At 52.0% G+C, this 14,473-nt stretch carries 9 protein-coding genes; all 9 read left to right on the top strand.

Annotated features, from left to right (window positions below; all coding sequences use genetic code 11):
• Positions 1-383: 383 nt before the first annotated feature.
• The 9 genes from prpC to FDY93_RS04850 all read left to right on the top strand — a co-directional run bounded on the left by prpC (position 384) and on the right by FDY93_RS04850 (position 14,447).
• Positions 384-1,508 (top strand): bifunctional 2-methylcitrate synthase/citrate synthase, encoded by a 1,125-nt coding sequence (gene prpC / locus FDY93_RS04890; protein WP_138234634.1) that lies wholly within the window; start codon positions 384-386, stop codon positions 1,506-1,508.
• 510 nt (positions 1,509-2,018) lie between these two features.
• Entirely contained in the window at positions 2,019-4,616 is a 2,598-nt protein-coding gene (gene acnD, locus FDY93_RS04885; protein WP_138234802.1) for a Fe/S-dependent 2-methylisocitrate dehydratase AcnD, read from the top strand.
• Between the two features lie 155 nt (positions 4,617-4,771).
• Positions 4,772-5,950: a 2-methylaconitate cis-trans isomerase PrpF gene (gene prpF, locus FDY93_RS04880; protein ID WP_138234633.1), complete on the top strand. Its 1,179-nt coding sequence runs from the start codon at positions 4,772-4,774 to the stop codon at positions 5,948-5,950.
• A gap of 462 nt (positions 5,951-6,412) precedes the next feature.
• A complete protein-coding gene (locus tag FDY93_RS04875) occupies positions 6,413-7,885 on the top strand; it encodes an AAA family ATPase (RefSeq protein WP_138234632.1) in 1,473 nt (490 codons plus the stop codon).
• Positions 7,882-8,547 (top strand): HNH endonuclease, encoded by a 666-nt coding sequence (locus FDY93_RS04870; protein ID WP_138234631.1) that lies wholly within the window; start codon positions 7,882-7,884, stop codon positions 8,545-8,547. The genes FDY93_RS04875 and FDY93_RS04870 overlap by 4 nt, the downstream gene beginning before the upstream one ends.
• A gap of 245 nt (positions 8,548-8,792) precedes the next feature.
• Positions 8,793-11,267 (top strand): hypothetical protein, encoded by a 2,475-nt coding sequence (locus FDY93_RS04865; protein WP_171018895.1) that lies wholly within the window; start codon positions 8,793-8,795, stop codon positions 11,265-11,267.
• A 1-nt stretch (position 11,268) separates the two neighbouring features.
• Positions 11,269-12,261: a hypothetical protein gene (locus FDY93_RS04860; RefSeq protein WP_138234630.1), complete on the top strand. Its 993-nt coding sequence runs from the start codon at positions 11,269-11,271 to the stop codon at positions 12,259-12,261.
• Positions 12,262-12,640: 379 nt separating this feature from the next.
• Complete coding sequence (locus FDY93_RS04855) at positions 12,641-13,321, top strand: DUF998 domain-containing protein (RefSeq protein ID WP_171018894.1); 681 nt, start codon at positions 12,641-12,643, stop codon at positions 13,319-13,321.
• Positions 13,322-13,445: 124 nt separating this feature from the next.
• On the top strand, positions 13,446-14,447 hold the full coding sequence (locus FDY93_RS04850; RefSeq protein WP_138234628.1) for a hypothetical protein: 1,002 nt from the start codon (positions 13,446-13,448) through the stop codon (positions 14,445-14,447).
• Positions 14,448-14,473 lie beyond the last annotated feature (26 nt).

Genomic DNA, 14,473 nt, shown 5'->3' with positions numbered 1-14,473 from the left:
AGATGCACCCTGTAGGAGCCTGCCTGCATGGCTGAACTGAGCGTTTTGCGAGCATTGCTCGCTGCTCAGATCAGCGACCGGCCATGGATGGCCGGGCCGGAAACTGCTCCAGGGACGGCTGCTTGGCACAGGAGCTAAATTTTCGCCTGCAAGGCAGGCTCCTACATAACCACTCCACCCTGTAGGAGCCTGCTTGCAGGCGAACCGGTCTGCACTCCGCAACCATTCGCCTGCAAGCAGGCTCCTACAAAACCACAACGCCCAACCTCGTCATCCCGGCGCATGCCGGGATCCAGAACGGAGGTAGATCGAAGCCGCTGTACTGGATGCCGGATCAAGTCCGGCATGACGAAGTAAAACTTAAACTGATAGGGGAATTAACGATGGCAGAGAAAAAAGTTGGCGGAGCAGGCCTGCGTGGCCAGGTAGCCGGTAAAACCGCACTTTCCACCGTAGGCGTATCCGGCTCCGGCCTGACCTACCGCGGTTACGACGTAAAAGACCTCGCCGAAAACTGCGAGTTCGAAGAAGTCGCCTATCTGATTTTCTACGGCGAACTGCCCAACAAAGCGCAGTTGGCCGATTACAAAGGCGTGCTGAAAACCCTGCGCGGCCTGCCGCAGGCACTGAAAGAAGTACTCGAGCGCATCCCCGCCGACGCACACCCAATGGACGTCATGCGCACCGGCTGCTCCATGCTGGGCAACCTGGAGGGCGAAGAATCCTTCGCGCAGCAGCAGGAAAAAGCCAACCGTCTGCTGGCCGCATTCCCGTCCATCATCTGTTACTGGTACCGCTTCAGCCACGACGGCGTGCGTATCGAAACCGAAACCGACGACGACTCCATCGGCGGCCACTTCCTGCACATGCTGCGCGACGAGAAACCGAACGCGCTGCACGAGCAGGTGATGAACGTCTCCCTGATCCTGTACGCAGAGCACGAGTTCAACGCCTCCACCTTCACCGCGCGCGTGTGTGCGTCGACCCTGTCTGACCTGTTCAGCTGCATCACCGGCGCCATCGGCTCCCTGCGCGGCCCGCTGCACGGCGGCGCCAACGAAGCGGCGATGGAGCTGATCGAGCGTTTCTCCTCCGCCGACGAAGCGGAAAAAGAACTGCTGGGCATGCTCGAGCGCAAAGAAAAGATCATGGGCTTCGGCCACGCGGTATACACCGAATCCGACCCGCGCAACGCCATCATCAAGCAGTGGTCCGAAAAACTGGCCGCCGACGTTGGCGACGACGTGCTGTACCCGGTATCCGTACGCTGCGAAGAAGTCATGTGGCGCGAGAAGAAGCTGTTCTGCAACGCCGACTTCTTCCACGCGTCGGCGTACCACTTCATGGGCATTCCCACCAAGCTGTTCACCCCGATCTTTGTAATGTCCCGCGTAACCGGCTGGGCCGCCCACGTATTTGAACAGCGCGCCGACAACCGCATCATCCGCCCAAGCGCGGAATACGTTGGCCCGGAACTGCGCAAAGTAACCCCAATCGCCGAGCGCTAATCCCCCTGTAGGAGCCTGCCTGCAGGCGAACAGCAGCGAAGCACCGACCTGTTCGCCTGCAAGGCAGGCTCCTACAGCGGAAACACCCCCGGGAACGCCGAGCGCAAGCTCCGCACAAAATTCGGGACCACCCCCTGTAGGAGCCTGCCTGCAGGCGAACAGCAACGAAGCACCGACCTGTTCGCCTGCAAGCAGGCTCCTACAGCGGAAACACCCCCGGGAACGCCGAGCGCAAGCTCCGCACAAAATTCGGGACCACCCCCTGTAGGAGCCTGCCTGCAGGCGAACAGCAACGAAGCACCGACCTGTTCGCCTGCAAGGCAGGCTCCTACAGCGGAAACACCCCCGGGAACGCCGAGCGCAAGCTCCGCACAAAATTCGGGACCACCCCCTGTAGGAGCCTGCCTGCAGGCGAACAGCAACGAAGCGCGACCTGTTCGCCTGCAAGCAGGCTCCTACAAGGCCAATCCCAGCCAAGACACAAAGCCAAGATTCACTTTGGTGAAACAGATGAATACCGAATACCGCAAAAATCTCCCTGGCACCGACCTCGATTTTTTCGACACCCGCGAAGCCGTCGAAAAAATCCAGCCAGGCGCCTACGCCAAACTCCCATACACCTCGCGCATCCTCGCGGAAAATCTGGTGCGCCGCTGCGAACCACAAAACCTCACCGCAGCCCTCAAACAAATCATCGAACGCAAGCGCGACCTCGACTTCCCCTGGTTCCCCGCGCGCGTCGTCTGCCACGATATCCTCGGCCAGACCGCACTGGTGGATCTCGCCGGCCTGCGCGACGCCATCGCAGAGCAGGGCGGTGACCCCGCCAAAGTAAACCCGGTGGTCCCCACCCAGTTGATCGTCGACCACTCCCTGGCCGTCGAACACCCCGGCTTTGAAAAAAACGCGTTTGAAAAAAACCGCGCAGTGGAAGAGCGCCGCAACGAAGACCGCTTCCACTTCATCAACTGGACCAAAACCGCGTTTGAAAACGTCGACGTGATCCCGCCCGGTAACGGCATCATGCACCAGATCAACCTGGAGAAAATGTCTCCTGTGGTGCAGGTGAAAGAAGGCGTTGCCTTCCCGGATACCTGCGTCGGCACCGACAGCCACACCCCGATGGTGGATGCGCTCGGCGTAATCTCTGTGGGCGTCGGCGGCCTTGAAGCCGAAAGCGTCATGCTCGGCCGCGCCTCCTACATGCGCCTGCCCGACATCGTCGGCGTCGAGCTGACCGGCAAACTGCAGCCCGGCATCACCGGCACCGACATGGTGCTGGCATTGACTGAGTTCCTGCGCCGCGAGCGCGTGGTGGGTGCGTATCTCGAATTCTACGGCGAAGGTGCGACCAGCCTTAGCCTGGGCGACCGCGCCACCATCGCCAACATGACGCCCGAATACGGCGCCACCGCCGGCATGTTCGCCATCGACGAGCAGACCATCGACTACCTGAAGCTCACCGGCCGCGACGACGAGCAGGTAGCCCTGGTAGAAAAATTTGCGAAAGAAACCGGCCTGTGGGCGGATTCCCTGAAAGACGCCGAATACGAGCGCGTGCTCAAGTTCGACCTGTCTTCCGTAACCCGCAACCTGGCCGGCCCGTCCAACCCGCACGCACTGCTGCCGGTGTCCGAACTGGCGAACCGCGGCATTGCCAAAGAGTGGAAGGAAGAAGAGGGCCTGATGCCCGACGGCGCAGTGATCATTGCCGCGATCACCAGCTGCACCAACACCAGCAACCCGCGCAACATGATTGCCGCGGGCCTGATCGCGCGCAACGCCAACAAGCTCGGCCTCAGCCGCAAGCCCTGGGTGAAAACCTCCCTGGCTCCCGGTTCCAAAACCGTAAAAATGTACCTGGAAGAAGCCGATCTGCTGCCGGAACTGCAGCAACTGGGCTTCGACGTGGTCGCGTTTGCCTGCACCACCTGTAACGGCATGAGCGGCGCACTGGACCCGGTCATCCAGAAAGAAGTGATCGACCGCGACCTGTACGCCACCGCGGTACTCTCCGGCAACCGCAACTTCGACGGCCGCATCCACCCCTACGCCAAGCAGGCGTTCCTGGCTTCGCCGCCGCTTGTGGTTGCGTACGCCATCGCCGGCACCATCCGCTTCGATATCGAAAAAGACACCCTGGGTTACGACAAAGACGGCAACCCGGTGACCCTGAAAGATATCTGGCCGAGCGACGAAGAGATCGACGCGATCGTCAAACAGAGCGTGAAGCCCGAGCAGTTCCGCGAGGTCTACATCCCGATGTTCGATCTGGAAAAGAGCGCGGCAGAGAAGGGCGACCCGCTGTACAACTGGCGCCCGCAGAGCACCTACATCCGCCGCCCGCCGTACTGGGAAGGCGCGCTGGCCGGTGAGCGCGCGCTGAAAGGCATGCGCCCGCTGGCAGTGCTGGGTGACAACATCACCACCGACCACCTGTCGCCGTCCAACGCGATCCTGGCCAGCAGTGCCGCCGGTGAATACCTGGCGAAAATGGGCCTGCCGGAAGAGGACTTCAACTCCTACGCCACCCACCGCGGCGATCACCTCACCGCCCAGCGCGCCACCTTCGCCAACCCGAAACTGTTGAACGAAATGGTGCGCGACGAGAACGGTGAAGTGAAGCAGGGCTCGCTGGCCCGCGTTGAGCCGGAAGGTAAAGTCACCCGCATGTGGGAAGCCATCGAAACCTACATGGACCGCAAGCAGCCGCTGATCATTATCGCCGGCGCCGACTACGGCCAGGGTTCCTCCCGCGACTGGGCCGCCAAAGGCGTGCGCCTCGCCGGCGTGGAAGCCATCGTGGCGGAAGGCTTCGAGCGCATTCACCGCACCAACCTGATCGGCATGGGCGTGCTGCCGCTGGAGTTCCTGCCGGGCACCACCCGCACGACCCTCGGCATCGACGGCACCGAAACCTACGACGTGACCGGCGACCGCACCCCAGGCACAACCCTGACCCTACTGATTCACCGCAAAGACGGCGAAACCCTAGAAGTCCCGGTCAAATGCCGCCTGGACACCCAGGAAGAAGTCTCCATCTACGAAGCCGGCGGCGTCCTCCAACGCTTCGCCAAAGACTTCCTGGAAGCCGAAGCCAACGCCTGATCCGAAGCACCCTTGTAGGAGCCTGCCTGCAGGCGAACAACCACCCACAAAGCACCCGTAGGAGCTTGCTTGCAAGCGAACAGCCACGAAGCACCAAACTGTTCGCCTGCAAGCAGGCTCCTACAACCAAGAACAAGTTTCCCGCGAGACTAAAAATGACCTCCGCCCCCCAAATCAAAATCCCCGCCACCTACATGCGCGGCGGCACCAGCAAAGGCGTCTTCTTCCGCCTGCAAGACCTGCCCGAATCCGCCCAAACCCCAGGCCAGGCCAGAGACAACCTCCTGCTCCGCGTAATCGGCAGCCCCGACCCCTACGGCAAACACACCGACGGCATGGGCGGAGCCACCTCCAGCACCAGCAAAACCGTCATCCTGTCCAAAAGCGAGCAGCCAAACCACGACGTGGATTACCTCTTCGGCCAGGTCTCCATCGACAAACCCTTCGTGGACTGGTCCGGCAACTGCGGCAACCTCACCGCCGCCGTCGGTGCCTTCGCCATCAACAGCGGTTTTGTGGATGCAGAGCGTGTTCCACAGAACGGTATCTGCACCGTGCGCATCTGGCAGGCCAACATCAAGAAAACCATCATCGCCCACGTACCCATCACCAATGGGGAAGTGCAGGAGACCGGTGATTTCGAACTGGACGGCGTCACCTTCCCGGCGGCCGAAGTCCAGATCGAATTCATGGACCCGGCCGATGGCGAAGGGGCCATGTTCCCCACCGGCAACCTGGTGGACGACCTGGAAGTGCCGGGCGTCGGTACGTTAAAGGCCACCATGATCAACGCCGGCATCCCGACCATCTTCGTCAACGCCGCGGATATCGGTTACACCGGCACCGAACTGCAGGAAGCCATCAACGGTGACGACAAGGCGCTCGCCATGTTCGAAACCATCCGTGCATATGGCGCAAAGGCCATGGGCCTGATCGCAACGGTGGAAGAGGCAGCCGCTCGCCAGCATACCCCCAAGGTCGCGTTCGTCGCGGCACCGAAAGGTTATGGCGCCTCCAGTGGCAAGCATGTGGACGCCGGTGAAATCGACCTGCTGGTGCGCGCGCTCTCCATGGGCAAACTGCACCACGCCATGATGGGCACCGCCGCCGTCGCCATCGGCACCGCCGCCGCCATTCCCGGCACCCTGGTCAACCTGGCCGCGGGGGGCGGGGAGCGCAGTGTGGTGAACTTCGGCCATCCGTCAGGCACCTTGCGGGTCGGCGCGGAAGCGGAAATTGCCCACGGTGAGTGGACTGCCACCAAGGCCATCATGAGCCGCAGTGCGCGGATTCTGATGGAAGGGTGGGTGCGGGTGCCAGGTGATTGCTTTTAGTCTTGCTTGCAGCAGGAGCTGCTAATGGCGATGAGAGTCGTTTAAACTAACTTCGGAAGTTGAAAAAGCGAGCCTCGAATGAGGCTCGCTTTTTTATTTGTACGATCTTTTGTTTGGTATTTAGTCTTTACTCGATCTCTAAAGATCAAATAGCTTGATACTTGGAGTGTATACTTTTGAGAAAGATAAGCCATTGACTTAGAAGGAAAATTAAATACCATCTACAGTGGCGATATCCAAGATATAAAAATAATTGCACTGTATAGGTTATTTTGAAAATCAATAAATTTCGCTGAAAGCGGGTGAAGGGTGGCGTGTTTCCCGGGGTTGAAGACAATCGAATCGCGGAGTTGATTGAGCGGAAATATAATGTGGCGCTTATCTAAATAGCTATCGCGGTGCTGCGCCTTTATAGATGCGCGATACAATGCTGCCAAATTAATAACATAAAAGGAGTCGGGGTTGTCTTTCAAAATTACGAAGGCATTTTTTGACGGTCGTGTCTTGCCGTTTACGCTTACTAAAAATGATTCCGAGTGGGATAACCACTATACAATTGTTGTTGGCAAAAATAGTATCGGAAAAAGTAGGCTGTTAAGCGCAATCATTGGTTCATTTGAATCTCTAGATGAAGGTGGTCGTGTCCAAAAGAATAGATCCGGACTGGGTCGGCGAGCGGATGCTGTTTTAGATAAATTTTCGCTGGTCTATGAAAAGGGTGGGATTGTCGCTGGTCTTACCGTAAATCACGGTAAGTGTCAGTATTCTGGCGAATTTATTTTGGGGGTTAGCCCTAGTGATACCTTGCCAAATAAAATCGTAGCGACTTCAACGACACCCTACGATAAGTTTCCGCTAGGGCGAAACAGCTTCAAAAGACCAGACACAGAATACAGTCGATACACTTATTTGGGTGTAAGAAGTGAATTTGGTCCACAATCATCAAACTCATTACTGGATAGACTAGTAGGTTCATTGTTTCGCTCTTCAAGAGAGGGGCAGCTGAAACTAGAGAAATTAAAGGGGGTGTTTAATTTCTTAGGTTATCTGCCAAAATTAACTGCAGAGTACCAATTTGATATATCTCCCAGTCGTTTCTTGTCACTTGTCAGTGATCAGGGGCTTAATCCTTCTGACTCCCAATCTAGGCATCCTAGAGTTCGAAGGGCTTTAGATGTTCTGTCTGGAGATGATGTCTTATTGCGTAAGGTTGTCGAAGCGTATGGAGAATTGGAAGAGGATCTTCATACGGCAAGAAGGATTGGTTTTGATATTGGGTTTGATGGAGGCTGTCTCTCTGGAAGTGTAATTGAGCTATTTGAACATACAGAGCTTCTTAGAAATTTGGGGTTGATGAGGCTTGCAGACATACATTTGTATCCTGAATACCCAGCAATTGAGCCTGTAAGTGTTCGTGATCTAAGCTCTGGTGAGCAATGTATCATCGCAACAATAATTGGCATTGCTAGTGAAATCGAAGATGGGTCATTAATTTGTATTGATGAGCCGGAAATCAGCTTGCACCCTGAGTGGCAGGAAAAGTATATAGACCTTCTGCTGAGGACGTTTGATTCATATAGAGGTTGCCACTTTATAATTGCAACGCACTCGCCACAAATAATATCGAGGGTTCACGGTGCGAATTGTGCGATTCTAAAAATGAATACCGGAGAGCTTTTACCCTCTGATAAGTACTATAAAAAGTCAGCTGATTTTCAATTGGCAAAAATATTTTGTGCTCCTGGGTCATCAAATGAGTATGTAACCAGAGAGTGTCTAAACTTAATCGCAAAAATTAGCAAGGGGAGCGTAGCGAAAAGTGAAATTAGGCAGGAAGCTAAGCCTATAATCGAAATGCGGCCTCTACTAAAAGAAAATGATCCGGTATCAACTTTGATCGATGCTTTGATTCTTGCCTTGGAGTATGAAGGTTGAAAATAGAATCGCCCATAGAATATTCATCTGAAAGTCGACTGCTCGTTGATCAATATGAAAGTGACAGGGAAAGTCAAAGTCACGAATATTGGTATCATGAAGATATAGCTGAAGTTAAGCGTGAAATAAAATCGCATTATAAAAATGAGCAGAGCTTAACCTGTGTCTACTGTAATATACGGTACCCCGTTCAGCACTCCGGTGTTTGGGACGTTGAACATATTGTGGCAAGGAAAAATTCACCACAATTCATGTTTACACCAAAAAATTTATGTGTAGCTTGCAAGGATTGCAATACTGAAAAAAGTAATAAGCATGTGCTGGTTAATAAGGGGAGGTTGAGGTATCCAACTGAAAGTCATCACTTTACAATTGTCCACCCACATTTCGATGTCTATGAGGATCATATAGCTGTTCACCTGGGAATCATATATGCGCCAAAAAGTGATAAAGGAAGAAAGACTATAGAAGCTTGCGGGTTGCTGAGATTTTCATATAACGCTGGTGGCTGGAATGAATCAGTGGCTCAGGTCCCTGGCTTGATAGAAACCGCTAACGCGATGCTAAATGAGGAGGATGAGGCGGAAAGGGATCGGCTGAAAATGCAAATGCTTATGCTGGCTCAAATTCAGGTTAGTAATTCATTGCTAGTAGAGAGCTAATAGTTTTAAGTATGGGTAAGCAAGTTTAGGGGATTTATTTTAAATAAAATCGGTTAAATAAATGGGGGTAGGTCAATTTTTTTGATTTTTTGAGGTCAGATCAATTTTGTGGTGTTAATTTGATTTGTGGCGTGTAATGCTATATTGCTGATCTGATCCCATTCTAGAAGAATCCTTAACTACTCACAGGGCTATAGAGATAGTGCAATCTCGTAATTGAAATAGGCAATGAGAGGGAGAGCCTTTTGTTTGATTGGTTGAAAATCTCGGTGAGTTCCCAGCCCTGGTTTTGGAAGTTCCGAACATGGTTAGGAAAAATTGGATTTGCCCTTGAGTACAGCGCTTACAAGAGAAGCGCCTCAGTCTCGAAAGCAAAAGCAAATGCCCGCATTCTAGGTTCATTCGCATGGATCGGTGTGGAAAGTTTATTTTGGGTTATTTTGGTTTTAGTGGCGCTAATTTTCATTGAAAGTTACGTCAATAAGAGCCTGTCTTTACTTTCACCGCTTAGTACAGAAGACAAAAAATTCAATATCGAGCAGCTCAGACTGTACGCTCAACTGCTCACTGCAATATTCTCGATCTACTTCGCTACAATTGGCATCATACTGAGCGCCGGCTATACCAGACTTCGCCGAGATATCATCCAAATGCTCACCAACGAACAGGTGGGTAGTGTGTACTCTCGAGTTTTGGTGCTTTCAGCGATGTTTTGTTTGACTGCAACGGCCTTGCCATTGTTCGGATTAGAACCCGGACTTTTTGTTTATGTCGGCGGTACGATTTTGACTCTGTTGAGCGCTTTGGCTTTGTTTCCCTTGGGTCAGAGACTCTTTAATTTCTTTGACCTAAATATTCTAGTCCGCAGCGAAATACTTCCCAGTATCGCACGCCACATTGAGGGTGCGAGAAACCGTAAAAATTCAAACTCATTAGCTAACCATCATTCGAAGCTCGCGCGACTGGCTCTTGAACAACTTTTATACATTGATGACCGTGTAAAAGCAGGTAAGGACGGTTTGGAAGATAACCTTCCTGCATTAACCGACGACTACACGGCTTTGCTTTTACACTATCTTCAACGAAAACACACAATCGACCAAGAAAGCTATTGGTTTCCAAGAAGGAACAAGCATAAGCAGTGGTTTTTTGCGGGGGATACAGCCACTTCTATGGCGCTGCAAACGAGTAGCCAACAACCGCTGATTGAAGAAAAGCTTGATCACCAATGGTTCGAAAAAGACCTCGTAGACAGATTAGCTGGCCATATTGAACTTGCATTTCAAGTCGGAGACTTCGAACTCGCATTAAAACTTATCGGTCGCTTCTCAACTCGTATTTCAGCTTATGCAGAACGGTTTCAGTTCGAGATTGGCATGCAAGAGCTTAAGAGATTCAAAGAAATCATAGAGTATGCTTTCGCCTCATTGGATCCCGTAGAGGACGATAAATCAGCGAAAGTACTGGTCGGCATAGCAGACACATGGGCTGCGCTAGGGAGCACCCTCTGCTTAGAGACAATACGTAGATGGTTTACCTTTGAAAAAGAACTGGAGAAGTTCTTTGAAAAGGACGAGTGGTCTGAGAAGTCCCTACGTCATCTGCCTGCCCTTTTTCAAGTAGAACTCGCGTTCATCGTTGAGCGCATCGAATTTGAGCAAGATATTGAGGGGCGGCGTCTATCTAAGCCAAGATACATCCAACAGTTGGCGGTACAAAGGCTGTTGCAGCATTATGTAAAAGTCCTGCCTGCGATATGTGATTTTTTTCAAAATTTGCTTCCAGATTTTGTTGAATCACTATCAAAATTGAAAATGCCTGAGTCTGCAACGCAGGTTGTCCTTGCAAGCTTGCATAGCCATTGGAAGTTGCCGCGCTGGTTCGACGAACTTGCCCAGCTCGTTGAGCGGTACCGTAAATATGAGCACTACGCCGAAGAGCAATACAAGTTGCCTGAGATAAACATTTTCGAGATGACCCGACAGCTTACTTCTGCTCGAGAAGATGCAATTACCAGGCTCGGTAGTGGAGCCTTCGTCGAACATATCTTTGAGCCAAAGCACAATGATGATCTACCTGATCACTTTGGACAAATATACTTCGAGCTGGCTGAAGCATGTATAACCGCTCTTGAAAAAAATGATGAAATTAGATTGGACAAGGTCCTTCCTATGTTCATGTCTCTTGCGTTTTTGGCTGCGGATTCGAAATTTTCAGATCCATCACTGGATGTAAACAATGAGTACCGACTTCATCTCATTTCAACGGTGATCAATGACTTGGCTTCAGTCTTGGGTTTTGCAATTCTTTATGGAGCATACTTTGGCAATACAAGGTTGGCAGCGGGAGCGATAGTTAAGTTCAATGCTTGGATTACACACGCAACTGACAAACAAAAGTACTTCAAGAGAATGATGCTCCTCGCGAATACGCGTAGCTTTAGTATGAGTGCGTCACCCCGTGGGCTAATCCGGATTAACTGGAAAATGTCGTTTGAATATCGCGCTAGAAATGATGGTTTTTGGGGGGGGATGGGAATGTCGCATGGGGTGCCGCACCCAAATAAAATAGTGAGAGAGTTCCTGAGATCTCGTGCCGATGCGTCTCATCTGTTCTTTGCGTATCTTGTTGTACCGCAACTCGATACAATTGACTTTGAGGTCGACTATCACATTAGTAGTCTTGCACGCCGGTTACGTGAGGAACGTGAAGAGGTATAGGATGAAAATTTTTAGAGCCGAACCTTTGCGCAGATACCACTTTCATGATTTCCGTCTTGCATGGATTGATCGGTTTTTAGTCAAGATGGAGCGGGAGAAGCCTGATTTTAATCGTCGGATGTTTGATGAGGATTTTGGCAGCTTGTTCAGTTTGACGAACCGTCGAAGCGGAAACATTTTTGATATTGTGTCGAATGATGAAGAGTTCTCGCAAAATTTACTTGGCAACATTAAGACGAGATATTCACCACATTCAGTTGACGAAACAATACGCGAGCTGGTGGAGGAAATAGCTCAGTCGCTAAATTGGTCCGGATGTGCGTTTTTTTTCCTTCAAGATGATGATTTGCGTGAAAAAATTCACATGACTTCATTCAGCCCATACGGCGTTTTTCGCCTCTTTGGTACTCATGTTCAGTGGGTGCCTAAACGACTGAAAAGGCATTGGGATCGAGATGACGAAGAACTTTCGAGAGAATTGCGTATCTTGGATTCAACCAAGGTGATGAGCTTTGAGATGCCCAGATCAATTAAACGCATGTTATCCACACAGAACAGGACATTGGCTATCCTTGATAAACACGAGTTTAGGGAAGCCAATTTCCACTCTCAGGCCACACACGAGAACCCGAATCCTACCAATCATTTTGACTTTCGTGTGTGGAGGGATACGCAAGAGCGCGCGCTGTATCGCGCCACGCGAAAAACAGGCTGGAACGGTAGAAAATATGACTCGACGAGACGGTCAGACTTCTTTGATTGTCACCGACTTATTCGTTTTCGACGAAACCAACTTTTACTAAGAGACGAAATTTTAAACCAGCTCAGCGGTGAGCTGTCGAGGGTTGGAAAAAGTTACAAGGACGAATTTTCGATTGAAATATCTGGAGCTAAAGAATTGCCCAGTGTCGCAAAACTTAACGAATTGGAGGTGAGACTGGCGCGTGAAGAGGTGGGGTTCAAGGAAATCATCGACTATTGCTACAAGCACTGAATAGCAGGCTCGATGGGCCGCAGTGCACTACGCCGAAGTCTAATGAGTGTATAAATAAATTAACAAATGGCGTTGGATCAAAAGTATGACACTCATTAGCACCTACTGAGTTTTCCTTCCTTTAGTCTATGGTCATAAAAAGAGGGAAGGGAAAGTTCGATGGCTAGATTGCCGCGTCTTGGACCTGCAGGGAATCCGCAGCATGTCATGCAGCAGGGCAACAATCGGCAGGTTTGCTTCTGTTTAGAGCAGGAGATGATCGCCTACGCCGGTTGGCTAATACAGCATGTAAATGAGTTAGATATTTAGGTGCATACCTGGGTGTTGATGACCAACCACATCTGCTTGCTGGTAACTCCAAATGTATGAGGTTGCGTCCATGGATAGGAAGCCACTAGACACAGAAATTGATCACCACACGGCTAAGTTGATCGTGGGATTTATCGCTTTGTCACTCGCGAGTTTTACGGACTTGCTGACACCTGGGGTCAGTATTAGCTCGATTAGTCTGTCATATCATTTAACGGATAATGCCCGAAATGTATTCGTTGGCTCTCTATGCGTAATATCGGCTTTTCTCTGGTCGTATAATGGCTACTCTTTGTTTCAGGCTGTCTTGAGTAAAGTCGCAGCAGTGGCTGTAGCAGCAGTGGCATTTTTCCCATGCGATTGCTTTACAGGTCGGAATGTTGAGGAGGCAGCGAGAGAACCCACGATGACCGGGATTGTTCATACGGCCTCGGCAATTTCAATGTTCATTATCCTCGCCATTTTTTGTTGGCTGTTTTACCTGAGAGCTAAAGGAAAAGATTCCAAAGAGGCGAAGGTCAGGGGTCTAATTTATAGAATCTGCGCAGTCGCTATGGTTGGCGCTATGGCCGTACAGCTGCTGGATATTCTGGGCTGGGTAGATTTTAGCGGTATTACTCAGCGGCTGACTTACTATGTCGAGGCGACAGGTTTGTTTGCATTTGGTGTTGCATGGCTGGCAGCGAGCCGAATGTTGCCGTTTATTACTAATGAAGATGAGCGTGTAAAAATCGGACTTTCTGAAAGTTAGCTGAATTTATGGGGTTGTGTTCATTTCTCGGTATTGGTTGTTCTCTGTTCTTTTGCGAGTTAATTCAGGGGCGATTCAGTTGCGCCGGGTTAAAAAGCAGGTGTGAATCCAAGGAATCCGCACCATGCGCCAGTTCCCATACCGATTACTCGCCGCTCTCACCATCACTTTGACGCTCGGTGGCTGTGTCACCTACCCATCTGCGCCAGTGTACGTCGGGAGCACCTATGTCCGCCATGCTCCCCCGGTTTACTCCTATTCAGTGATCACCGATCCCGGCTATCGCTACTACGACGATACTCTCGGCGTTTACGTATTCTACGACCGCAGCGACGTTTTCTTTCGGCAGGGGCATTACTATCGTTGGTATCAGGACCATTGGATCAGTGCCAGTCACTGGCATGGCCCCTGGTATCCGGCCCCGAATTTTTATGTCTCGGCAAACTTCAATGATCGCTGGCATACGCGCTTGCGCCGCCATGGCCATCACTATGCCGGAGGACACCACGACAGACCGCCGCGCCGGCACGATCATGACGACGGTTACAACCGGCGGGACCGGCATGAAGGCAATGGGCAACGACAGGATCGTCGTGAGGAGGGCCAGGATCGTCGTGTGCAGGGCCAGGACCGTGGCCGAGGCGGCGAACAGGGGTTTGCTGGCATAGCCGAGCCAAAGCGGCGGGGGTCTCAGGTGGATAACCGGAGCGAGGATCGCCGTAATGAACACCGGAATCCAGGTCCGAATCCAGGCCGGGACGTGCGGGCAGTCAAACTTGCGGACAAGCCGACCGGCATTCGCGACCCGCGAGTTGTTCCTGCATCAGAGCATCCGGCAATGGATCGCCGCGCGGTGCGCGACCGGCCCAAGCAACAAAACATACGCGGCCAGCACCAGCCCCAACCCCAGCGCAATGCGCCAAATGATCGGCACAATAACGCCGCGAAGCCAGCTCCGCCCCAGGAGGGCAAGGAGCCAAAGAGAGAGCAACCAGAGAACGAGCAACCAAAGAAAAAGACACAGGAAAAGAAGCCCAAAAAGAGAACGGATAAGCGCGATCAGGTAATACGGGTGCGTGAGCCGCGTACCCACCGGTCCAATGAAGCGCGCCGTCAGATCGATTGATCCTTCCATAAAAAAAGGCGCCGAAG

It is taken from the genome of Microbulbifer harenosus, assembly GCF_005771435.1.
GTDB lineage: Bacteria > Pseudomonadota > Gammaproteobacteria > Pseudomonadales > Cellvibrionaceae > Microbulbifer > Microbulbifer harenosus.
The sequence above is the reverse complement of the archived record's forward strand: the minus strand, read 5'-3'. Positions and strand labels throughout refer to the sequence as shown.